The sequence below is a fragment of the Pseudomonas sp. SYWMCR5 genome (assembly GCF_057197165.1).
This window is the reverse complement of sequence record NZ_JBXUNH010000005.1, coordinates 268805-292259: the sequence shown is the minus strand read 5'-3', so window position 1 is coordinate 292259 and position 23455 is coordinate 268805. Positions and strand designations below refer to the sequence as shown.

Genomic DNA, 23455 nt, shown 5'->3' with positions numbered 1-23455 from the left:
GACAGCGGCCCATTGATCCGCTCAGAACTGCACGTCGAGAATCACGCTGTCGGTGTAGGTCGCTGCAGGCGGCGTCGCCTGATCGGTGTAGACCTTGGCGTTGTAGTTGAACACCTGGCTGCCGGTGCCCGTGCCGGCACCGGGGTTCACGTTGGCGTCGCTGCTCGCGCGCCGGGCCGCGCCCACCGATCCCCAACGCACGGTGCCAGCGCTCTTGAAGATGTCGTAGGCCAGGTAGTTGTTGGCCGTGGACTTCATCCGCCGACGCCCACCCGACACGTTCTGCCCATCGTCCAGCCCGACCGTGTAGTTGCTGCCCTTGGTACAGGCGATGTTGATGCTCTGGTTCACCGTCGCAAACCCGGCCACCACCGGCGCACTGGCAAAACTGATGTTGGGGGTGGTGATCTGGCAGTCGTTGCTGACGGTAAGCGTCACTGTCAGGGTCTGCGTACCGCTGCCGATATCCCGTCCCAGGCAGATACCGCCCAGGCCGATGCCTGAGCAATAGTTCCAGTCCCAGAAGATCGACAGGGTCTCGGTGTAGACCCCGGCCGCAACGTTGGCCCCCACCACGGTGCGCAGGTACAGCGGCACCGACTTGGGCGAGGTGCCGTTGAGCAGCCCCAGGGCGTCGATGATGCCGTTGGGGACGAAATCGAAACGCGTGCCGCGGCTGATCGGAAAGTTGGTGGTGTTGTTGGCGTAGATCGTATAGGGGATGACATCGCCAGTCGGGCCGACCATGCCCGTGCTGGCGGAGGTGATGGTGGCGTAGAAATGGTCGTTGCTGGTCAACAGCGACAACAGTGAGCCGGTGCAGGACAGCCCGGCATTGGTGGTCGAAGCCGGTTGCACCGTGGTGCGCACCAGCGTCGAATTGATCGTGCCGAAGGACGCAGGCACCGTGGCCCCCACCGAACAGGCCGACCACGCCTGAGCGCAACCGGCACACAGGCCGAGCCCCAGCACCACCCTGCCCAGGGCATTCATCGGCACACCAGAGGGCCGATCAGCGGAATCGCCCCTTCCCCTTCAGGCAGGTCGAATTCGACCTGGCACTGGCCGCCATCAGCGACTTCGACCTGCAGGCGATTGTGCGCCGACAGGTTCTCCAGGTAGACCAGGCCATCCCACCCCACCACGGCCTCGCTGCCACCCTGGATGCCCCTCACCCGGCTGCCCAGCTTGAGCTCCTGCTGGTTGGCATCGACCAGCACGATGCTCGCTGCCAGCACCCGCTTGAGCGGGAACTCCAACAGATAGCCACTGCCCCGACGCACCGCGACGCGTTGTTCGACCGTCGAAGCCATCACATCGGCGGGCAGCTCCATTGGATCGATCTCGTACTTGCCACGGTAGTAACCGCTGCTGTACGGGACCAGCAGGTGGCCATTGCGGTCGGTGCGACCGACCATCTGGTTCTCGTAGCGCACCGGCACATCGGCGTAGCCACTGGTGCTGACAACCACGAACGCATCATCGATACGGTTGGCGGCGAACATGCCCGAGTCCATCAGCACCAGCGAACCGCTGGCATCGGCCCAGCGGGTCATCTCCTCGCTGCTGCCATAGACCCCCGCCTGCAGCTGCACGGACTGCAGGCGCCAGGTCACATCGGCCTGCCGATAGGCGCCGCGATCCCCCCCATTGGCGTAGCCAAGGTTGTAACCCACACCGCCACCCACTGGCACTGCGCGGCTGTAGTTGACGCGCTGCAGGTCCTGGCCGTCCTTGCTGCGCTCGGCGCTGAAGGCCAGGGTGCCATGGGTATCGAACGGGACCACCAGTTGTGCCTGCACTGCCCACTGGCTGTCACCGACATCGCGGTTGGCCGACAGGTACAGGCTGCTGTTGCGCCACAACGGCTTGCTCCAGCTCAGGTTGATCAGCCGCGTGCGCGAGCCATCCCCCGCGCGCACGTCGAAATAGCCAGCACCGACGCTGCCGTAGCGATCCAGGTTCAGGCTTACGGTCGCCTGCTCGCTGCGCGTGCTCAGGCGGGTATAGGGATTGTCGACCAGCGTCAGGTCGGCATAATCGCCATGGCGCTCGATCCGCTGGTAGTTGAAGCCGATACGTCGGCTGTTGTACTGGTAACCCAAGGCCACCTGCTGCCCTGTGTCGCCCTCGAAACGGCTCTGCGCCACGGCGGCGTTGAGCACACCGAAGGTTCCCAGGCGCAGGTTGCCACCCAGGCCACCGAGCATCATCGACTCGGCCGTTTCGGCGTGGGTTTCGAGGGTGAAGTAATCGGACACACCATGGCGCAAGCTCGCCGATGCCACTGCGGGCCCGTAGCCGAAGTCCTTCACGGCATAGTCACGGCGAAGGCTACCGGCAGCCACCGAAAAGTCCGACAGCCCCTCGGCCAGCAAGCTGCTGGTCACGTAGAACGGCAAGGTCGTCGAGATCTGGCGCCCGAGCGCATCGGTGGTCACCACCACGGCTTCACCGGCACCGTTGATGAACGGCACGTTGGTGAGTGTGTAGGGCCCCGGTTGCAGATCGGTGGTGCTGGTCTTGTAGCCATTGATGAACAGATCCAGCGACGTGGGTACCGCCGCCTCTCCGGCAAAGGCCGGCAGCGGATAGGTGACCAGGTCCGGGCGTGCGGCAAAGTCTCGGGAAACCTGCAAGCCGCCCACCCGCACCGAGCTGCTCCAGGGCAAGGCGCTGGTGACCAGATCGCCTGCCTCGTAGGTCAACAGGCGCTGCTCGTCGGTGAAACGCCAGGTGGTGTCGTAGCGCAGAAAGCCTTCGCGGCTCTGATTCCGGGGGGCACCGTTGAATGACTCACGCCACTGCCCGGTGGTGGAGAAGGTGCCCCAACTGTCGAACACCCGCAGCTCGTTCCAGGCGGCGAGATAGGTGCCGGCATCATCGGTGTCGTTCAGGTACAGGTCATAGTTGAGCAAGGCGCCGAAACTACTGCGCGCATCGCTGGCCGGATACAGGTTGCGTCCACCGAACTGCTGGTCGGGCAGCCACGCCGGCGGCACCTGCAGAAGCAGGCGCTGGTTTGGGCTGTCGTAGTCCACATGCAGGCCGACGATGCTCTCCAGCGCCACCTCCCCCTGAGGATCGCCCGGCACCAGGATGCCCGCCGCACGCAGCGCATCGCTGGCCAGGTACAGTCGCCCGGCACGCTGCTGCACCGGCACCAGCTCAGCCTTGGGCACCTGATTCACCAGCATGTCCAGGTACAGGGTGGCATCGGCAATCGCGGTGCTTTCTGTCGGGGGTGGCGGCAGATCGGCGGCCACGCCCAGCATCGGCCCCAGCATCGCCAGGCCCAGCCACCACCGGCGCGTCGTCCGCCGCCAGCCACTCACACACGGTTTCCAACCATCGGCGGGTCCTCCCTGGCCCCTCCACTACCCGCGTTTGCAGGTCACTGCCCTTGGCGGATGGCCTGAGCCACCTCCTGGCCATTGACCCGTCCCTTGAGCACGCTGCTCGCGCCCAGTTCGGTCGGTGCCGGCCAGCGCATGCTGGCCCCCGGCAGCACATAACCCAGCAGCCCCTCGACCAGCGGCTTCTGCTGGCCCCCTTGCTGCAGCACCACATCGGTGAGGCGCGCATGAACCGGCCCGGTATTGCGCAGCTCGATATACGGCTTGCCCTGTACCGTCACTGCACGCCAGCTCAATTGAGGCTTGCCGACACCTTCGGCGCTGCGCTTGCCCTCCGGGTCGGGCTTGCCCCACAGGCCTTCGCCATACACGAACAGCGGCACCGAATAGCGCATCTGCAGGCGAATGGCTGCCTTCGGCCCTTCGGTGCTGGCATCGGCCGGTGTTGGCGAGGGGATCTCGTCGATGATGATCCGGTAGGCTTGCTCCTGGCCCACCGGCGAGCTGCCGGTGCGGGTCAGCCGGATCAGTTGCTTCTGACCTGGCGGGATATTGGCCACAGGGGGGCTGCCGATGATCTCGCGCTGCGCCTGGAACTGCTCCTGATAATCGCCCTGGCGCCAGGCGAACACCCGCACCTGCAGGCTGGCCGGCGCGCTACCGCGGTTCTCCAGCCATAGCGCGCCGGCCTTCTGGTCGGCCTCGAGCACCGGATCGATCGGCCAGATCAGCACCGACGTCGCGGCTGGCACCGGCAGGCTGGCCAGCAGCAATGCCCCGATGATGATGTTCCGCGCCGTGTTCGCGCCTGCCCCCATGCCGCTCTCCTCTGTCTTGTCGATAGCCGTGCCTGGACGTGCGGATCAGCATCACCAGGTCACTGTCACTTGCACTACATCGGTGTAGGTCCCCGCCGGCACATTGCCGGGCAACTGGGTGCGGCCATACACCGGCAACTTGATCGCCGTCGGATCGCTATAGCTCACCGGCACGCTGGTGCCGATGGTCAGGGCCTGACTCAACGCCGCATCGCGAAACAGCTGGTAGGCCACCAGCTGCGTGCCGCCACTGCGCTTGAGATTGCGCGTGCCGCTGGCACTGTTCTGCCCGCCATCGAGGCTCATGCCAAGGGTCACGCCCGGCGTACATTGAAAGGTCACCGTGGTGCCGCCCAGCGCGGTGCTCAGGGTGGCGGTGGACAGCGCCGACTGGGTGCCGAAATCGAGTACGCCGTAGGCGCTCACGCCGCCGACCACCAGGCAGCCTGCGGTGATCTGCGCGCTGACCTGGAAGGTACTGGTGGTCGCTGCCGTCGAGGGCGACGTCCACACCAGCCACAGGCCCGCCAGCAGTGCGTGGGGCCAACCGCGCATGGGTCAGAAGGTCAGCTCGACCGCGACCGTGTCGGTGTACACCCCGGCCGGCAGGCCCGCCTTGCCACGCGCCTGGCCGTAGAGGTTGACGGTCTGGGCGACACCGGTGCTGGTCGGCAGCGTGATGGTGCCGTCGATGGCCAGCAGTTGAGTACGACCGGTATCGGTGTAGAAGTCGTACGGTACGAAGTTGCCAGCGCCGTCGGCCAGCGCGCGCGTCCCGCCGCTGGATGCACCGTCGTGGGCACCGGCCCGCACCCGGATCGCCGGCACCGTGCCAGCCGAGCAGAGAATGCTCATGGCCCCGCCGCCGCCACCGAGCACCTGGCCATTGGCAGTGGTGAACAGAGCATCCTGGGTGCCGAAGTTCAGGCTACCGAAATTGAGCCCGGAGGTGCCGGCGCTGCCATTGACCTGGCAGGCCGAGATCAACGTCAAGGTCGAGTTGATCGTCCCGGTCACGGTGGCCGCTTGGGCCTGGGCCGCCAGGGCGAGACCCAGGGCGGTAAGGATGCAGCGAATCGATGTGCTTGCCATGGGAATCTCCTTGCGTTTTACCAGTCCAGGGTTACTCGAAGGGTGTCGCGGTACAGCCCGGCCGGCAGCGCGCGCGGCTGGGCGACGACCACGCCGTAGATCGGGACGGGCACCTGCTGGGTGCCTTGGATGGTGAAGGTGCGCGCCTGGCCGATGCCGTATCGGGTGTTGCCGCCCGGGTCGATAGCCAGCTGGTAAGGGATGAGCACGCGCCCGTTGCTCAGTTGTCGCACACCCCCTGCGCCATTGCGTCCTTCGTCGATGCGCACGCTGAAAGCGCGCACCTGAGGCGTGCAACTGATCTGCAGGCTGCCCTGCCCGCCCGCATCATCCACGCGGGTGCGCAGCGGACCATCCCAGCTCGGGGCCTGCGAGCCAAAGTCCATCAGCCCGGGATTGGCAAGGGTCGCCGGTTGCTGGTCGCTGCTGATCTGGCAGGCAGAGCTGATCACCAGGCGCGCCTGGATGAATCCCGTGGTGCTGCCATGCACCGAGGCACCGGGCAGCAGCAATGGGCCGAGGGTCAACAGCAGCAAAGAAGTACGGTTCATGTCGGCGCGTCCTTGCGCATGTGGGTCCGCTCCCTACCAGGTGACCGTGACTTTGACCAGGTCGGTGTACAGCCCGGCTTTCGGTACCCAGGCCAGTCGATCGATGCGCGCGTACAAGGGCAGCTCCACCGAACCGCTGTCCGGCACCCGCGCCGATTGTGCGACGTCCACGGCCAGTGGCTCACGCCAGGCAGCGTCGCGATAGAGGCGATAGGGAATGGGGCGCGCCTGCCGATCAGCGTCGCCCAGATAACGCAACTCGCCCACGCCGCCATGCTGGCCGCCATCGACCTTGACTTGATACGGCGTATCGGGATTACACTCCAGGCGAGGCGGGCGTTGGGCAAGCAGTATGCCACTCAGTGGCGCATCAGGGCCGTCCAGGCGCGCGGCACTGCCCAGGTCGATTCGACCCAGGGCCTGTGCACCCGCGTCGCGCGGTTGGTTCACCAGCATGCAGCCTCGCTGCACCTGGACCCGCACTTCGACGAGAAAATCCGCCGCTACGGCACCACCACTCAACAACAGGCCCAACAGCGAGGCCAGCAAGCGCTCCGTCACCGAATCTCCCTTCCAGTGTTCCCTGTGCTGTCTTGAGCTTAGCAGTAGGATTGGATCCTGCTAGCGCGCGGGAATTTTCCAGGATTGGCAGCCCTCGGCTAAGCCTTGCCCTAGGGCCTGCAACGGGAAACTTATACAAATTTCAGCGTCACATAGAACCTCCCCGAGCAATAGCCCTCAAATGGCCATGACCCCGGCGAACATGCTGACTTTCTGATACCTTGCACAGTACACACTTTGTGCCAGACGCCTATGGCCACCGCTTGCGGCCACGACGGGAGAGCTTTTCTTGACCACCGCCCAGAACGCCTTCGATCAAGCCGTGGAACGCTGCGCCCAGGAGCCCATCCAGATTCCAGGCAGCATCCGGCCCCACGGCTTTCTGCTGGTACTCGACGAACAGGATCTGCGCATCCTGCAGGGCAGCGAGAACGCCGAGCGCTGGCTTGGCATCCCCACCCCGGCACTGATCGGCTGCACCCTGCCCGAGCTGATGGATCAAGGCTTCGATGCCCGTCGCCAGTTTGCGCGCCTGCCCCAGGACGAAATCTTTCCCTTCCACATCGGCGACGTGAAACTGCGTGAAGGTGCGCCCTGCGCCGAGCATCTGCGCCTGCTGGTACACCGCCACGACCAGGTATTGATCGCCGAATTCGAGCCCTGTGGCCCGGCCGACTCCCTGAGTGAACACGACGACTACTATCCCCTGGTGCGCGCCTTCGTCAGCAGCCTGCACCAGGCCACGAGCATCGAGGAACTGCTCCAGCAGTCGGTGCTGCAGATCAAGCGCATCACCGGTTTCGGTCGGGTCAAGGCGTATCGCTTCGATGCCGAGGGCAACGGCCAGGTACTCGCCGAAGCTGCCGACCCCGGCTATCCAAGCTACCTGGGGCTGTGCTTCCCGGCCTCGGACATTCCGCGCCAGGCTCGCGAGCTGTACAGGATCAACCGTATCCGCCTGATCGAGGATGCCAACTACCAGGCCTCACCCTTGATTCCCAGCCACAACCCTCGCACCGGCAAGCCGCTGGACATGAGCTTCGCGGCGCTGCGCAGCGTCTCGCCCGTGCACCTGCAATACATGCGTAACATGGGCACGCTGGCGTCGATGTCGTTGTCGATCATGGTCGATGGCCAGCTCTGGGGCCTGGTGTCATGCCACCACCAACAGCCGCGTGCCCTGGATTTTCGCACCCGCGCCGCCTGCGAACTGCTGGGCAGCGTGCTGTCGCTGCAGATCGAGTCCCACGAGGCACACAGCGCAACCCGCACCCTGCTCGACTTGCGCCAGCGTATCGTCCACATGCTGTCAGCCATGGCCGACTACGACAGCGTCAGCGAAGGGCTGCTCAGCCTGCCCGACGTGCTGCTGGATTTCGTCGGCGCCAGCGGTGCCGCGATCATCAGCGCCGAACGTTGCGACCTGATCGGCAACGCACCGCCCGAAACACTGGTCAATGAACTGGTGCAATGGCTGTCCAGCCGCGGGGACGATGGCGTGTTCAGCAGCGACAACCTGGGCCGCGACATCCCTGAGCTGCCGGCATTGGCCGAACATGCGGGGGGGCTGTTGGCGGTGGCCATCTCCCAGATCCATTCGCACTATTTGCTGTGGTTCCGTCCCGAGCAGGTGCGCACGGTCAACTGGGCTGGCCAACCGCTCAAGGAGGTCAGCGCCCAGGGCAGCCTCAGCCCACGACACAGTTTCGACAGTTGGCAGGAAGAGGTCCGCGGCTTCTGCGCCGCCTGGAACCCGTTGGTCATCGATGGCGTGGCCGAGCTGCGCTCCGCCGTGCTGGTTATCGTGTTGCGCAAAGCCGAGGAGCTGGCGCAACTGAGCGGTGAACTGCAGCGCTCGAACAAGGAACTCGAGGCCTTCTCCTACAGCGTCTCCCACGATCTGCGCGCCCCACTGCGGCACATTGCCGGCTACTCCGAACTGCTCAGCGAGGTCGAGGGCGAAGGTCTGTCCGAACGCGGCCAGCGTTTCCTCAAGCACATCGGCGAGGCCGCGCATTTCGCCGGCACACTGGTGGACAACCTGCTCAATTTCTCGCAGATGGGCCGCTCGGCCCTGCGTCTTTCGGATGTCGACCTCAATGCGCTGGTCGACAACATCCGCCTGGAATTCGCCCCGGATTACAGCGGCCGCGAGATTGTCTGGGAGATCGCGCGCCTGCCCAAGGTGATCGCCGATCCTGCCTTCATCAACCTGGTGCTGCAGAACCTGATCGCCAATGCGATCAAATACACCCGCGGGCGCGAGCCTGCACGCATCGAGATCGGTGCACACGAGCACGCAGACCGGATCGAGGTCTTCGTGCGCGACAATGGCGTGGGCTTCGACATGACCTACGCCAGCAAGCTGTTCGGCGTCTTCCAGCGCCTGCACCGGATGGAAGACTTCGAAGGCACCGGCATCGGGCTGGCCAGCGTGCGCCGCATCATCGAGCGGCACGACGGCGAAGTCTGGGCCGAGGGGGAAGTCGACAAGGGCGCCACCTTCCATTTCGCCCTGCCTGTCATCCGTTGAATACCTGAGGTAACCGTACACATCATGCTCAAACCGATCCTGCTGGTCGAAGACAACCCCCGGGACCTGGAACTGACGCTCCTGGCCCTGGAACGCAGCCAGTTGGCCAACGAAGTCATTGTCCTGCGCGATGGCGCCGATGCCCTCGACTACCTGCTGCGGCGCAACGCCTACGCCGAACGCGACGACGGCAACCCGGCGGTGCTGCTGCTCGACCTCAAGCTGCCCAAGGTAGACGGCCTGGAAGTGCTCAAGGAAGTACGCTCCACGCCAGAGCTGCGCAGCATCCCCACCGTCATGCTGACCTCGTCGCGCGAGGAACCCGACCTGCTGCGCGCCTATGAGCTGGGCGTCAACGCCTACGTGGTCAAGCCGGTGGAGTTCAAGGAGTTCGTTGCCGCCATTTCCGACCTCGGGGTGTTCTGGGCCGTGCTCAACGAACCTCCGCCCGGCTCGCTGCGCCTGAACCGGCGTGGCGGCAACTGAAGGCGTCGACGATGCAAACTACCGCGCTGAAACTGCTGATGGTCGAAGACAGTTCGATGGACGCCGAGCTGAGTCTGTTGCGCCTTGAGCGCAGTGGTTTTCAAGTCCAGTCGCGCCTGGTGTTCGACCATGCCGGAGTCGAACACGCTCTGCTCGAGGGCCGCTACGACCTGATCCTGTGCGACTGCGTCCTGCCCGGCTCCTCCGGCACCGAAGTGCTGGCCATCGCCCAGCGCCTGGCACCAGACGTGCCCTTCATCTTCCTTTCCGGCATCTACGGCGAAGAGCACGCCGTGGAGATGATCCGCCTGGGCGCCACCGACTATGTGTTGAAGAAAAACCTGCCGCTGCTGCCCAAGGCCGTGCGCCGGGCACTGACCGAGGTGCAGGAGCGCCAGCGGCGGCGCCGTGCCGAAGAGGCGCTGGCCGATGTCGAAGCACGTGCACGCATTGCCATCGACGCCGCCGGCATGGGCACCTGGGACTACCGCCCGCAGGAAGACCTGCTGCTCTGGGACGACCGCTGCAAGACCCTGTTCGGCCTGCCGGTCGACACCGAGATGAGCCTGGAGGTGTTCTACGCCGGCATCCATCCCGAGGACCAGCCCCATGTCAGCCAGGCCGTGGAGCTGGCGATGCGGCCGGACAGCGACGGCCACTACCGCGCCGAATTCCGCATTACCGCACCCGGCAACCTGGAACCGCACTGGCTGCTGTCCACCGGACAGACGCAGTTTGTCGATGGCCGCTGCGTGCGCTTTTCCGGCGTGCTGCAGGACATCCACCAGCAACGCCTGGCCACCCAGGCGCTCAAGCAGCTCAATGAAATGCTCGGCGAACGGGTCGAGCGCCGCACCCGCGAGCGCGACCGGGCCTGGGAGCTGTCGCAAGACCTGCTCGCGGTGTTGAACAAAGACCTCACGCCAGTAGCGCTGAACCCGGCCTGGGAAGCGGTACTGGGCATCAGCCGCGAACGCCTGAGCCAGACGTCGCTGCTGCACCTGCTACCCGAAGTCGAGCAGGAAGCCTTTCTCGAAGAGCTGGCCGCCCTCGCCCACGGGCGCACCAGCGCCCGTTTCATCGGCCGTATCCAGCATGCCGGCGGGCAGCAGCGCTGGCTGTCCTGGGCGGTGGTCCCGGAAGATACGCTGTTGTACGTGGTCGCCCGCGATATCACCAGCGAGCGCGAAGCGGCGCTGGGGCTGGCCGAGGCCAACAGCCGCCTGCGTGACCAGATCGTCGAGCGCGAGCGCATCGAGGCAGCCCTGCAACAGATGCAACGCCTGGAAGCGGTGGGCCAACTCACCGCAGGCGTGGCCCACGACTTCAACAACCTGCTGACCGTGATCCTCACCGGCGCCAGCTTCGTCGAGCGAGACCTCGACAAAGGCGACCTGGTCAGGGCGCGCAGCCGCCTGAAGCATGTGCGCGAAGCCGGTGAACGCGGGGCCAAGCTTACCTCGCAGTTATTGGCCTTCTCGCGCCGCCAGCGCCTGGAGCCGGTGCCATTGAACCTCAACCGCACCCTGGGCGGCCTCGAGGAACTGCTGAGTCGCACCCTGGGCGGCAATATCTCGGTGCGCCTGGATCTGGACAGCAGCCTCTGGCAGGCACTGACCGACCCGACCCAGACCGAGATGATCATCCTCAACCTGGCGATCAACGCCCGCGACGCCATGCCGGCCGGCGGCCAGTTGACCCTGTCGACTCGCAACATGCAAATCGATACCCTCGCCCAGCGCCCGGAAGACCCCGAGCCTGGCGAGTACGTGATGCTGTCGATTCGCGACACCGGTTGCGGCATGAGCGAAGAGGTGGTGGCCCGGGTCTTCGAACCCTTCTTCACCACCAAGGATATCGGCAAGGGCTCGGGCCTGGGCCTGGCCCAGGTGTTCGGCTTCGCCAAGCAGTCAGGCGGGGGCGTACGCATCGACACGGCGCCCGGGCTCGGCACCCAAGTCAGCGTCTACCTGCCGGCGGTCAAGCGAACCGACCTCGACGAACCGCAGAATCTCGCACAGTCGCAGGGTACATCGCTCAACGGCCATGACCGAGTGGTGCTGCTGGTGGATGACGATCACCTGGTCCGTGACATGATCGGAGACGTGCTGCGCCTGCATGGCTACCAGGTACGCCAGGCCCACAGTGGCGAACAGGCCCTGGCCTTGCTCGACGAGCGCATCGATCTGCTGCTCTCCGACTTTGCCATGCCCGAGTTCAACGGCGCCCAGTTGGCCCACGCCGCGCGCGAGCGCTACCCTCGCCTGCCCGTGGTGTTTCTCACGGGCTACGCCGAACTGGAAGGGCTGGATTTGCCTGGCAGCCTGGTCATACAGAAGCCCGTGCAAGCCGAGGATCTGACCCGGGCACTGAACGATTTGCTGGGGGACGCGGGATAAGCCAGGATGGCGCGCCGTGCGCGCTTCATCTAACCAGCAGACACAAGAAATCGCCAGGCTGGCTTGCAGGCTGGACGCTTGAGAATGCTTGGAAGTAATGGCAGGGGCGGCTGGATTCGAACCAACGCATGGCAGGATCAAAACCTGCTGCCTTACCGCTTGGCGACGCCCCTGTATCGAATTCACTGACAGCTACGTGTGTTGCTGTGCTGGAATGGGCCGCACTTTACCAACATTCTTTTCGACTGGGAACCCCCGAGTTGAAAAAAATTGCCGGAAAACAGCAAGTTAGTGCCCACGCCCACGAGATGATGCCTTCACACCCGTTGCCAGGGACACTGCTCGCCCCTGAAAGCCTCGGCACCGATAACCATCCGTCGGTTTTTTTCCGCCTCGCTTCAACACATGCGCCTTTGCCCATTCCAAGCAATTAACCACCGCTTGCGCATCACAAGGAGGGCGCCATGCCAGTCTCACACGACCTGTATCAGGACCTGCACTACCCACGCGAAATCGTTCAACAACGGCGTCAGCAGGACAAGACGCTGGACCGCCTGCTGGACGACTACATGGACCTCGACAACCAGGTGCTGGCGGCCGAATCGATTTCGGCGGGCAACTTCATGGATGAAGACCTGCGCCATCTCAAGGAAAAGCGCCTGGCCGTCAAGTTCATGATCGAACGGCAGTTGGAGCGCAAAGCCTGATCGGCACGACCTATCGCGTCATGCGATAACGGCGGCGCACATTCTCGACTGGTCAAACGACGCAGGCTCGCGCAAGCTGCGTCTGCCCTCGTCATTCGGAGCTGTCGCCTTGTCCGCCTGGATTCAAAACTCTCTGCGCCACCTCGGCCAGCGCCTGCGTGCCTCGACTCCGGCCGACGCCACGCTGCTGACGCACTTCCAGGGCAAGGCCCACGAACGCGGTTATACCCTGAGCGAAGGCCAACACCGGGTGATCGAGGCCATGGCCACGCAACTCGCCGCCCTCGACCAGGGGCAGGCGCGCAGCCTGTACCTCCATGGCTCGGTCGGTCGAGGCAAGAGCTGGCTGCTCGACGGGTTCTTCCAGGCCGTGCCGACCACCGCAAAACGCCGCCTGCACTTCCATGATTTCTTCGCCCGCCTGCACGAAGGCATGCACCGCCACCGCGCCCTGGACGATGCACTGGGGGCCACCCTGGATGCATTGCTAGGCGATTGCCAGGTGTTGTGCTTCGACGAATTCCACGTCCATGACATTGGCGATGCAATGCTGCTCACCCGCTTGTTCGGTGCACTGTTCGAGCGTGGTGTGTTCTTGCTGGTAACGTCCAACTACGCTCCTGAAGGGCTGCTGCCCAACCCGCTGTATCACGAGCGCTTCCTGCCGGTGATCCGCCTGATCAATGACCGCATGCAGGTGCTGGAAGTGGGCGGTGAAACCGATTTTCGCAGCCTGCCGGCCAATCGCGAGCAGCAGCGCTTTACCCAAGGGCACTATGTCTGGCCGGCCGACACCACGCAGCGCCAGATCCTTGCCGTGCCTGCCGCCCAGGCCATCACGCTGGAGGTCAATCGCCGCCCGCTGCGTGCGCTGCACAGCCATGGGCGACAGGTGATGTTCGCCTTCGACGACCTGTGCGAGCAGCCCACTGCGGTCATCGACTATCTGGCCCTGGCCGAACGTTTCGACCAATGGATCATCGATGGCCTGGATGACCTGTCAGCCTGTTCACTGGCCGCGCAGCAGCGCTTCGTCAACCTGATCGATGTGCTGTACGACCAGGACAAGTCGCTGCTGGTGCTGGGCAGGCGCAGCCTGGAGCAAAGCCTGGGCGGGGCGATCAACGACCTGATGCGCACCCGCAGCCGGCTAGGGCAACTGCAGCAGATGGGGCCTGCGGCCTGAGGGCGCGCGCCTGCCGTTGACAGCACAGCCTTAGCCCACCCGCGGCAAGTCCGCCAGCACGCCCTCTATCTCACCCAGGACCGCCGGGTCATCCAGCGTGGACGGTGCCACGTAGTCCACGCCATCGGCAATCTTGCGCAGCACCGCGCGCAGGATCTTGCCCGACCGCGTCTTGGGCAGGCGCTTGACCAGACGCACTCGATTGAAACAGGCCAGCGCCCCGATCTGCTCGCGTACCCTGGCCACCAGTTCGGCCTGCAACTGCTGCTCGGCAATGCCCTGCCCGTCCTTGAGTACCACCAGCGCCAGCGGCACCTGGCCCTTGATCTCGTCGTGCACGCCGATCACCGCGCATTCGGCCACCGCCGGATGCTGCGCCACCAGGTCCTCCATTTCACCGGTAGACAGCCGATGCCCGGAGACGTTGATCACATCATCGGTGCGCCCCATGATGTAGACGAAGCCATCATCGTCCAGGTAGCCGCCGTCACCGGTGTGGTAATAGCCCGGATAGCTGTGCAGGTAGGCCTGCAGGTAGCGTGGGTGGTCGCCCCAGAGCGTCTGGCTGCAACCTGGCGGTAACGGCAAGGCGATCACGATGGCGCCCTGCTGGTTCGGCCCCAGGGGTCGCCCCTCATCGTCCAGCACCTGCACGTGATAGCCCGGCACTGCGCGATTGCTCGATCCCGGGCGTGCAGCGCTGCCCTCGAGCCCCACGCACGGCGCGGTCACCGGCCAACCGGTCTCGGTCTGCCACCAGTGATCGTGCACAGGTTTGCCACTGACCCGCTCCAGCCACTGGTGGGTGCTGGAGTCGAGTTTCTCGCCGGCAAGGAACAACTGTCGCAGCGAGCCCAGGTCATGACGGCGGATCAGCTCGCCCTCCGGATCTTCCTTGCGGATCGCACGCATGGCGGTCGGTGCGCAGAACAGTGCATTGACCTTGTACTGTTCGACCACCCGCCAGTACGCCGAGGCATCCGGGGTGCGAATCGGCTTGCCTTCGTAGAACACCGTGGTGCAGCCGCTCATCAGCGGCCCGTAGACGATCAGCGAATGGCCGACCACCCAGCCCACGTCGGAAATCCCCCACCACACATCGCCCGCCTGCATGCCATAGACGTGACGCATGGCGTAGCACAGCGCGACCGCATTGCCGCCATTCTCACGCACGATACCCTTGGGTTTTCCGGTGGTGCCGGAGGTGTACATGATGTACAGCGGGTCGCCTGCGTCCAGCTCGACCGGTGCCACCGGCTCGGCGTCGGCCACCGCCTTCTGCCAATCCAGGTCGCGCCCAGGCTGCAACTGCGCGCGGGCCTGGGGACGTTGCAGCACCAGCACATGCCGGGGTTGGTGCCGGGCCAACTGCAGGGCGCGATCGACCAGCGGTTTGTATTCGATCACCCGGTCGAACTCCAGGCCACAGGACGCGGTGAGCAGCAGGGTCGGACGCGCATCGTCGATACGCAGGGCCAATTCGTTGGCGGCAAAACCGCCGAACACCACCGAGTGCACCGCGCCGATCCGCGCGCAGGCCAGCATGGCCATGGCGGCCTGCGGCACCATGGGCATGTAGATGATCACCCCATCGCCCTTGCCCACGCCGAGCGCGCGCAGCAGACCGGCCAGGCGCGCGACTTCGTCGCGCAACTGAAGGTAGGTGAAGGTCTGCGCGGCGCCGGTCACGGGCGAATCATAGATCAGCGCCAACTGCTCGCCGCGGCCTTGCTCGATCTGATGGTCCAGGGCCAGGTAGCTGCTGTTCAGGCGCCCGTCAGCGAACCAGCGGTGGGTGCCGTCCTGGTTTTCCTGCAGGGTGAGGGTGGGTTTGCGGTGCCAGGCAAGCTGCTCGGCCTGGGCTTGCCAGAAGCTGGCGGGGTCGGTGATGGAATGCGCATAGCTGTGCTGATAGGTCATTGGTTCGCAACCCAGTACTTGTTGTTATTGAAGGGCGAGCCTTGAGTATGGACCGGCATTGCAGCCCTGCCATCGGACTTAAGTCGCAACCCTTGTGCAGATTTGCAATGGCCTGGCGCACCTCTAGAATGGCGGTCTTTCCAAGCCATAAGCGCGCACCATGCACAGCCTCGAAGACCTCAAAGCCGGCCGACTCCAAGGCATCACCCGCCTTGACCTGTGCGAAGGCCTGACCAACTTCCCGCCAGAGATCTTCACCCTCGCCGACACACTCGAGGTGCTCAACCTGACCGGCAACGCCCTAAGCGCTTTGCCCGATGACCTGCACCGACTGACCCGGCTGAAAGTGCTGTTCTGCTCGGAAAACCGCTTCACCCACCTGCCCCACGGCATCGGCCGCTGCGCGCGCCTGGAAACCGTGGGATTCAAGAGCAACCGCATCAGCCAGGTCGATGCGCAGGCGCTACCCGCCAGCCTGCGCTCGCTGGTACTGACCGACAACCTGCTCGAAACCCTGCCGCAGCAGATTGGCGACTGCCCCCACCTGCAGAAGCTGATGCTCGCAGGCAATCGCCTGACCGATCTGCCTGCCAGCCTCGCCCGCTGCGAACGCCTGGAACTGCTGCGCGTCGCCAGCAACCGCCTGACGGCCCTGCCCGACTGGCTGCTGCGCATGCCGCGGTTGGCGTGGCTGGCCTATGCCGACAACCCGCTGCCCCAGGCGCTGCGCACGCCCATGGCAGAATCCAGCGGCCAGCGTATCGACTGGGCGGACCTCACACTGGGTGAAGAACTCGGGCGTGGCGCCTCGGGCGTGATTCACCTGGCGCATTGGCCCGCCCAGCAGGCGTCGGTAGCGGTCAAGCTGTACAAAGGCGAGATCACCAGCGATGGCTCGCCCCTGGCAGAGATGAGCGCCTGCCTGGCAGCCGGGGACCACCCGCAACTGGTGCGGCTGCTCGGGCGCATCGACAACCACCCTCAGCAACGCCCTGCACTGGTGATGCAACGGATAGACCCAAGCTGGTTCAACCTTGCCGGCCCACCGAGCCTGGACAGTTGCACCCGTGACCGCTACCCGGCAGAGCGCCATTTCAGCCTGAACGCCGTGCAGCATCTGCTGGCCGGTATCGCTTCGGTGGCCGCGCACCTGCATGCACGGGGCCTGAACCACGGCGACCTGTATGCCCACAACATCCTCTGCGCAGCGGACGGTGACTGCCTGCTCGGGGACTTCGGCGCGGCGTCGTTCCACTCGCTGGCTGCAGGCGCGGCTGGCGAGGCCATCGAGCGCCTGGAGGTTCGCGCCTTCGGCATTCTCATCGACGAACTGCTGGACCGCTGCGAAGAAGACGAGGCTCGACTGCGCGCCCTGGCCGAGCACTGCCAGCAAGCGGATGTACAGCGACGCCCGGCGTTCGCACAGGTGCTCGAGGCGCTGCACAGGCATTGAGGGTACGCTGGGGCGCCCAACCCCCCTGGACCATTTACCCGCCCCAATCCAGTGCACAGCCCCTAGAATGGCTCACTACCCCCACAGCCGAGCACTCAATGGACATCGATCAGGCCCGTACTTTCCTGGAAATCGTGCGCTGCGGCAGCCTGGTGGCCGCCGCCGAGCGCCTGTTCGTCTCACAGACCGCCATTTCGGCGCGGGTGCAGCGCCTGGAACAACAACTCGGCTGTCAGCTGTTCGTGCGCAGCCGCAACGGCGCCAGCTTGACCGGCGACGGCGAGGCCTTCGTCACCTACGCCAACCAACTGGTACAGACCTGGGAAGCGGCACGCCGTGGCCTGCCGCTGCCACAAGGCTGCCAGAAGGTGCTGCACCTGGGGGGCGAGGTGAGCCTGGGCAATCCACTGATGCTCGATTGGGTCAGCGCACTGCATCGGGCCCTGCCCGACCAGGCGATCCGCAGCGAAGTGAGCGAGGGCGAGGCGTTGTTGCGCAAGGTAGAGATGGGCTTGCTGGATGCGGCGCTGGTCTATCAACCGACCTACGGCCCAGGGTTGCAGATCGAACAGTTGATGGAAGAAAAGCTGATTCGCATCCGTCGCGTCGATCTGCCCGAGCCGTACATCTATATCGACTGGGGCGAAGCCTTCCGACGCCAGCACGACGCGGCCCTGCCCCACTGCGCGCGGCCGGCGCTGAGCTTCAACCTAGGCCCCCTGGCGCTGCAGTTCATCCTCGACCAGGGCGGCAGCGGCTATTTCCGTACCCGTGTGGTGCAGGCCTATCTGGATAGTGGCGTGCTGGAGCGCGTGCCACAGGCGCCGGAGTTCACCTACCCGACATTCCTGGTCTATGCCCGCGAGCGTGACAGCGAAGCGCTGCAGCAGGCGCTCGCGGTGCTGCGCCGTCAGGTGGCCGACGGCGCCAGCGACTGGTCACAACGCTGGGACCCGCTGGTCTGAGCGCTGCGTTGCCGCGTTGAGCAGATGACGTTTCAGGCCGGCGATAAGGTCGGTCTGGGTGATCACTCCTACCAGTTGCTCGCCGTCCAGCACCGGCAAGCAATGCAACCCGTGCTCGCTGAGCAGCGGCAGCAGTCGCTCCAATGGATGTTCGCTACCTACGCTGACCACTTGGCGGCTCATGACCTGTGCCATGCGTGTCGACGGGCGATGGAACGGGGCTCGCCAACTGAAGCGCCCCTGTGCCATCGCCGGGCCGACCAGGTCGCTGAGGCTGACGATACCGACCAGACGCCCGTGCTCCAGCACCGGAAGCGTCTTCAGGTGATGGCTGGCGAGCATCTTCCAGGCCTGTTCCAGGGTGGTGTCCGGCGATGCGAACTGTACGTCGCGGGACATCACCGCAGCCGCCGTGATCCCGCCCAGGCTGCGCTGCAGGGCGTGCTGCTCGGTGGCCAGGATGATACGTTCGAGCTCATCGCGGGTGACGTCGACGAACTCGCCCAGCTCCTCCAGTGCCAGATCCAGGTCTTCTCCACTGATGCCGACGCGTGCACTGGGCAGTGGATCATGGGTGTGATGCGGGTCTTTGCGCGGTACTGCGCCCTTGGGGTAACGCACGCCGGTCAGGCGATTGTAGAGCACCGCCACCGCCACCAGGATCAACGCGTTGAGCAGCACCGGCTCGAGCAAATGGTCGCCCATTGCTACCAGCCCAGGGTCAGCCAGCACCACGCTGGCCGCCACGCCGCCGCCCGGAGGATGCAGGCAACGCAACCAGCACATCAACAGCAGCGAGCCCCCCAGGGCCGCTGCGGCTACCCAGAGCTCGCTGCCCAGGCCCTGGCGCATCGCCAGCCCGAGGATCCCGGCCAGGGCATAGCTGCCGAGTACCGGCCAGGGCTGCGCCAGTGGGCCGGAATGCACGGCGAACACCAGTACCGCCGAGGCGGCCAGCGGGCCAAGCAGGTGCAAGGCGATGGAGGGGCCGTAGGCCATGCTGCACAGCCATCCGGCGAGGAACAAGCCCAGCAGCGCGCCGACAGCGGCACGCAGCCATTCCCGTGGAGAAGTATTCAAAGGCGCCGGCAACAGGCGCTGCAGACGGTTTTCAGGACGCGAGGCAGGCATCGAATCAGGTGCAATCGTACTGGGTGATTTAAAAAGAAAGCCCAGCCGAGAGGGTCTGGGCCCTGCATTACCAAGGCAATGACAATTGGCTCCGTCCGTGGAGAGATGGAAACCGGAGGGTTCCGTGGTGGGGATTGTGCCGAGCGCACCGTTTTGGTGCCAATTCAAAAAAATGCGCCTGGACTGCAATTTTTTTGCAGGATCTGCTCCTTGATCGATCACTCAAGGGGCCGCGAAACCTGTCAGCGCCCCTTGCGTGGTAACTCGATGCTGACGCGCAGCCCGCCCAGCGGGCTCTCGAGCAAGGTGATCCGCCCCTCCCAGGCCTCGACGATATCCCGCACGATCCCCAACCCCAGGCCATGCCCGTCCACCTGCTCGTCGAGCCGCAACCCGCGCTCCAGTACCTGCTCCCGTGCCTCACCGGGAATCCCTGGCCCGTCGTCGTCGACCCATAGCCAGTAACCCTCGGCAGTTGCCTCGATACCCAGGCGCACTTCGCTGTCAGCCCATTTGCAGGCGTTGTCCAGCAGGTTGCCCAGCAGCTCCAGCAAGTCCTCGCGATCCCAGGGCAACAGCAACCCCGGTGGTACATCACGCGCCAGCAGCAGCCCCTCGCCATGGATCATGCCAAGTGTGCAGAGCAGCCCGGGGAGCTCCGCGTCGCAGTCGAACTGCGCGCCCGGCAAGGCATCACCCGCCAGCCGCGCACGGTTCAATTCGCGGGCCAGGCGCTGCTGGATCTGCTCCAGTTGCTCGCGCAGTTGCGCCTGCACCTCGGGCAGATCGCGCAGGCGTTCGCTCGACGCCAGGCTCAGCAGCACCGCCAGCGGGGTCTTCAGGGCGTGGCCGAGGTTACCCAGCGCATTGCGTGAACGACGCAGGCTGTCTTCAGTGTGCACCAGCAGGTGGTTGACCTGATCCACCAGCGGTTGCAGTTCGCTGGGCACTTGGGCATCGAGCTGGGAGCGCTGCCCCTGTTGCAACTGGGCGATCTGCTGGCGAGCGCGCTCCAGCGGCCGCAGAGAGCGGGTCACGGTGATGCGCTGCAGGATCAGGATCAACAGCAGCGCCAGCACACCCATGCCCAGACCGATCTGCTGCAAGCGCCTGAAGCCCTCGCGCACGGGCGAGTAATCCTGAGCGACGCTGATCGAGATATCCTGGCCAAGGCGCCGGTAATCACCCCGATAGGCCAACAGTTGCTGGCCTTCCGGGCCCAGCTCATGGCCATCTTCAAGCCCCGGGCGCGCGAGCTTGGGCATGTCCAGGTCCCACAGCGAGCGGGAGCGCCAGGTGCCCTGGTCGAAATCGATGCGAAAGTAATACCCTGAAAACGGCCGTTGATAGGCCGCCGAGATACGCCGCTCGTCCAGTTGCAGACCGCTGGGGCCCCGGACCAGCGCCACCAGCAGGTTCTCGCTCTCCTTGCGCAACCCGGCTTCGAGATAGCGCTGCAACCCGGCCTCGAACAACCACAGGGTCACCTGCGCCACCGCCACGCCGACCACCACCAGCACGGCCACCAGGCCGAGGCTCAGGCGTGCCTGGATCGACTTCACCCGTTGCTGCTCCCGGCGTAGACATAGCCCTGGCCGCGACGGGTCTCGATCACGCTGCGCCCCAGCTTGCGCCGCAGGTGATTGACGTGCACCTCGAGCACGTTGGAGTCGCGCTCGGTTTCCCCGTCGTAAAGATGCTCGGCCAGGTGGCTCTTGGACAGGACCTGCTGCGGGTGCAGCATGAAATAGCGCAGCAGGCGAAACTCGGCGGCGGTCAGCTGCACATCCACCCCCTCGCGCACGACGCACTGGCGCCCTTCGTCCAGGTGCAGGCCCGCCGCCTCCAGGCGCGGCTGGTTGGCCAGGCCACGGGCACGGCGCAGCAGGGCCTGGATGCGCAGTTGCAGTTCTTCGGGGTGGAAGGGTTTGGTGAGATAGTCGTCGGCTCCGGCCTTCAGTCCTTCGATGCGCTCGGCCCAGGAACCGCGAGCGGTGAGGATGAGCACGGGGATGGACAACGCAGCGGCACGCCATTGCGTCAGTACCTCCAACCCCGGCAGACCGGGCAGACCGAGGTCGAGGATGATCAGGTCATAGGGCTCACTCTGCCCCTGGTAGACAGCATCACGACCGTCGGTCAGCCAGTCCACGGCATAGCCCTGGCGTTGCAGGCTGGCGATCAATTCGTCGGCCAGAGGCACATTGTCCTCGACAAGCAACAGGCGCATTCAGTCGTCTTCCTCGTCCTTGATCAAAACGCCGCTACGGGCGTCGTACTTGATTTCACGCACCACACCGGCCGGGGTCAGCAGCTCGACCTCGTACTCGTAACGGCCGTGCTTCTCTTCCAGCTCGGCCTCCAGCAGGCGGGCCCCGGGGTAACGCCCCAGGGCTGCCTCGAGCAGTTGCTCAAGCGGGAGGATGATGCCCTGCTGACGCAGTTCCAGAGCTTCGTCCTGGTCCAAATCGCGGGCGGTCGCCGGCGAGCAGGCGACCCATAATGCCAGTGCCAGGCAGGGCACCGCTCGCGGCAGCGTGTTCATCAGTTGTCTCGTTCGTCCTTCAGCACTTCACCGGTCTTGGCATCCAGGGCCACGTCCCATTCGACGTTCTGCGCATCGCGCAGTTCGACCTTGTAGATGTAGCGGCCGTATTCGTCTTCAAGCTCCGAGTCGGTGACGGTCGAGCCGGGATGCTTGGCCACGGCGGCGGCCTTGAGTTCATCCAGCGACTTGATGGTCTTGGCATTCACCAGTTTGACCACTTCGTCGGGCTGCACGTCCTTGGCGAAGGCGGCAGTGGCACCGAAGGTCAGGGCGGCGGCGGTGAACAGGGCAGTCAACGTTTTCATAGTGTCTCTCCATCGAGGTGCGTATGTTGTCTACGGGGTTAAGATTAACCACCGGTCCTTAACTCAACCTGAAAACAGCTGGCGACATGATAGCGCCGTTCGCAGCCTCCGAGCGCCTGTCGAACCCCATTTGCCTATAATGCGCACCTGCCCTTCAAGAGACAGCCATGAGCGCCATCCACATCAAGTACCCCACCCTGACCTTCAAGGCCGGCCGACGCGCCCTGGCACAGATCCGCGAGCGCGGCCTGCGGGCTGTCGATGTCGGGGTGCTGCCGGGCGCGGCCGGCGGCCCCAAGCCGCTGGGTATACAGGGCCTGGACCTGGCATTGTTCGGCCAGTTGCTGCCGTCGGCACCGCGGCAGCGCTCGCTGATCGGCGCCTCGATCGGCTCCTGGCGCTTTGCCAGCGCCTGCCTGGACGACCCCGTGGCCGGTCTGCGGCGCCTGGGCGAACTGTACACCGAGCAGGATTTCGCCAAGGGCGTGACCCCTGCGCAGATCAGCCAGAGCTGCCAGCGCATGCTCGACGATCTGCTGCAGGGCCGTGACGACCAGATCCTGGCCAATGCGCACTATCGCCTGAATATCCTGGTGGTGAAGAGCCATGGCCAGCTTGCCCATGATCACCCCGCGCGGCTGGGCATGGGCCTGTCCTCGGTGATTGCCAGCAATCTGCTCGGGCGCTCGCGGCTGGGCCGCCACTTCGAACGCATCATCCTGCATGACAGCCGTAGCGCACCCCCGCTGGACGCACTGACCGACTTTCCCTCGCGCTGCCTGCCCCTGGACCTGGGCAACCTGCGCCAGGCGCTGCTCGCGTCGGGCTCGATCCCGATGGTGATGGAGGGCGTGCGCGATATTCCCGGCGCTGGCAACGGCACCTACCGTGACGGCGGCCTGCTGGACTACCACCTCGACCTGCCCTATCGAGGCGACGACCTGGTGCTCTATCCGCACTTCACCGACAAGGTCGTGCCCGGCTGGTTCGACAAGGCCCTGCCCTGGCGTCGCGGCGATGCCACACGCCTGCACAATGTGCTGCTGATGACCCCATCGCCGCATTACCTGGCCGCCCTGCCCTATGGCAAGCTGCCGGACCGCAACGACTTCAAGCGTTTCATGGGGGATGCGCCGACACGCAAGCGCTATTGGTACAAGGCCATCGCCGAAAGCCAGCGCCTGGGCGACGAACTGCTGGAACTGGTCGCCACCGGGCGGCTGCATGAACGGTTGCAAGCCTTGTAGCAAGCATGCTGGTAGACTGCGCGCATTCTTGATTCACACAGAGTTCTGCCAGCGTGGAAATTTTCAAAGATTCCACGATGGGCTCCCGCCAAAAACCGACAAGTCACGACAGCAGTTAGGCGCCCGCATGGCGCAACTGAGCACAAAACGTGTTATGACCTGGCTGCGCGTGCTGGCATGAACACCTGGCCGCCTCG

Annotated in this window: 21 protein-coding genes and 1 tRNA gene; 8 read left to right on the top strand and 14 right to left on the bottom strand. The window is 65.0% G+C overall.

The features are described from left to right. Positions 1–21 precede the first annotated feature (21 nt). The 7 genes from AC2CGW_RS15890 to AC2CGW_RS15860 form a co-directional block, all read right to left on the bottom strand. The gene (locus AC2CGW_RS15890; RefSeq protein ID WP_484574279.1) at positions 22–993 is read right to left on the bottom strand and encodes a Csu type fimbrial protein; all 972 of its coding nucleotides are present in this window, start codon (positions 991–993) and stop codon (positions 22–24) included. Next, a complete protein-coding gene (locus tag AC2CGW_RS15885) occupies positions 990–3287 on the bottom strand; it encodes a fimbria/pilus outer membrane usher protein (RefSeq protein ID WP_186669660.1) in 2298 nt (765 codons plus the stop codon). Before AC2CGW_RS15885 ends, AC2CGW_RS15890 begins: the two co-directional genes overlap by 4 nt. 107 nt (positions 3288–3394) lie before the next feature. Further along, positions 3395–4174: a fimbrial biogenesis chaperone gene (locus AC2CGW_RS15880; RefSeq protein ID WP_186669508.1), complete on the bottom strand. Its 780-nt coding sequence runs from the start codon at positions 4172–4174 to the stop codon at positions 3395–3397. Between the two features lie 51 nt (positions 4175–4225). Further along, on the bottom strand, positions 4226–4729 hold the full coding sequence (locus AC2CGW_RS15875) for a Csu type fimbrial protein (RefSeq protein WP_112897910.1): 504 nt from the start codon (positions 4727–4729) through the stop codon (positions 4226–4228). A 3-nt stretch (positions 4730–4732) separates the two neighbouring features. Beyond that, entirely contained in the window at positions 4733–5266 is a 534-nt protein-coding gene (locus tag AC2CGW_RS15870; RefSeq protein ID WP_054894731.1) for a Csu type fimbrial protein, read from the bottom strand. A 17-nt stretch (positions 5267–5283) separates the two neighbouring features. Continuing rightward, positions 5284–5817 (bottom strand): Csu type fimbrial protein, encoded by a 534-nt coding sequence (locus AC2CGW_RS15865; RefSeq protein ID WP_186709219.1) that lies wholly within the window; start codon positions 5815–5817, stop codon positions 5284–5286. 33 nt (positions 5818–5850) lie between these two features. Continuing rightward, positions 5851–6378, bottom strand: a complete 528-nt coding sequence (locus AC2CGW_RS15860; RefSeq protein ID WP_186669513.1) for a Csu type fimbrial protein — start codon at positions 6376–6378, stop codon at positions 5851–5853. A 289-nt stretch (positions 6379–6667) separates the two neighbouring features. Between AC2CGW_RS15860 and AC2CGW_RS15855 the strand changes: the two genes are divergently transcribed. The 3 genes from AC2CGW_RS15855 to AC2CGW_RS15845 are packed head-to-tail and all read left to right on the top strand — an operon-like array spanning position 6668 to position 11796. After that, positions 6668–8911 carry an ATP-binding protein gene (locus tag AC2CGW_RS15855; RefSeq protein WP_484574278.1) on the top strand — a complete coding sequence of 748 codons (2244 nt, stop codon included), beginning with the start codon at positions 6668–6670 and terminating at the stop codon, positions 8909–8911. A 24-nt stretch (positions 8912–8935) separates the two neighbouring features. Continuing rightward, the gene (locus AC2CGW_RS15850; protein WP_186669516.1) at positions 8936–9397 is read left to right on the top strand and encodes a response regulator; all 462 of its coding nucleotides are present in this window, start codon (positions 8936–8938) and stop codon (positions 9395–9397) included. Positions 9398–9408: 11 nt separating this feature from the next. After that, a complete protein-coding gene (locus AC2CGW_RS15845; protein WP_484574277.1) occupies positions 9409–11796 on the top strand; it encodes a response regulator in 2388 nt (795 codons plus the stop codon). Between the two features lie 98 nt (positions 11797–11894). Here the strand turns inward: AC2CGW_RS15845 and AC2CGW_RS15840 are convergent. Then, positions 11895–11969, bottom strand: a tRNA-Gln gene (locus AC2CGW_RS15840). Positions 11970–12260: 291 nt separating this feature from the next. Here AC2CGW_RS15840 and AC2CGW_RS15835 point away from each other — a divergent pair. Next, entirely contained in the window at positions 12261–12503 is a 243-nt protein-coding gene (locus AC2CGW_RS15835; protein ID WP_186709228.1) for a hypothetical protein, read from the top strand. Positions 12504–12612: 109 nt separating this feature from the next. Beyond that, positions 12613–13689 (top strand): cell division protein ZapE, encoded by a 1077-nt coding sequence (gene zapE, locus AC2CGW_RS15830; RefSeq protein WP_484574276.1) that lies wholly within the window; start codon positions 12613–12615, stop codon positions 13687–13689. 30 nt (positions 13690–13719) lie between these two features. Here the strand turns inward: zapE and AC2CGW_RS15825 are convergent, their stop codons facing one another. Continuing rightward, positions 13720–15609, bottom strand: coding sequence for a propionyl-CoA synthetase (locus AC2CGW_RS15825; RefSeq protein WP_186719642.1), 1890 nt, complete (start codon positions 15607–15609; stop codon positions 13720–13722). A gap of 160 nt (positions 15610–15769) precedes the next feature. Here AC2CGW_RS15825 and AC2CGW_RS15820 point away from each other — a divergent pair, with 160 nt between their 5' ends. Next, entirely contained in the window at positions 15770–17062 is a 1293-nt protein-coding gene (locus AC2CGW_RS15820; protein WP_484574275.1) for a leucine-rich repeat-containing protein kinase family protein, read from the top strand. A gap of 98 nt (positions 17063–17160) precedes the next feature. Next, complete coding sequence (locus tag AC2CGW_RS15815) at positions 17161–18027, top strand: LysR family transcriptional regulator (protein WP_288375476.1); 867 nt, start codon at positions 17161–17163, stop codon at positions 18025–18027. Here AC2CGW_RS15815 and AC2CGW_RS15810 read toward each other — a convergent pair. From AC2CGW_RS15810 to AC2CGW_RS15790, 5 genes are all read right to left on the bottom strand, one after another. Next, positions 18001–19158: an HPP family protein gene (locus tag AC2CGW_RS15810; protein WP_484574274.1), complete on the bottom strand. Its 1158-nt coding sequence runs from the start codon at positions 19156–19158 to the stop codon at positions 18001–18003. The two genes, AC2CGW_RS15815 and AC2CGW_RS15810, sit on opposite strands and share 27 nt — an antisense overlap. Before the next feature lie 242 nt (positions 19159–19400). Further along, a complete protein-coding gene (locus AC2CGW_RS15805) occupies positions 19401–20720 on the bottom strand; it encodes a sensor histidine kinase (protein ID WP_484574273.1) in 1320 nt (439 codons plus the stop codon). Beyond that, positions 20717–21388, bottom strand: a complete 672-nt coding sequence (locus tag AC2CGW_RS15800; RefSeq protein ID WP_186669528.1) for a response regulator transcription factor — start codon at positions 21386–21388, stop codon at positions 20717–20719. The genes AC2CGW_RS15805 and AC2CGW_RS15800 overlap by 4 nt, the downstream gene beginning before the upstream one ends. Beyond that, positions 21389–21703 carry a PepSY domain-containing protein gene (locus tag AC2CGW_RS15795; protein ID WP_186669530.1) on the bottom strand — a complete coding sequence of 105 codons (315 nt, stop codon included), beginning with the start codon at positions 21701–21703 and terminating at the stop codon, positions 21389–21391. Further along, positions 21703–22011, bottom strand: coding sequence for a PepSY domain-containing protein (locus AC2CGW_RS15790; RefSeq protein WP_186709248.1), 309 nt, complete (start codon positions 22009–22011; stop codon positions 21703–21705). Before AC2CGW_RS15790 ends, AC2CGW_RS15795 begins: the two co-directional genes overlap by 1 nt. Positions 22012–22178: 167 nt before the next feature. Here AC2CGW_RS15790 and AC2CGW_RS15785 point away from each other — a divergent pair, with 167 nt between their 5' ends. Further along, positions 22179–23258, top strand: a complete 1080-nt coding sequence (locus AC2CGW_RS15785; protein WP_484574272.1) for a patatin-like phospholipase domain-containing protein — start codon at positions 22179–22181, stop codon at positions 23256–23258. Positions 23259–23455: the final 197 nt, after the last annotated feature.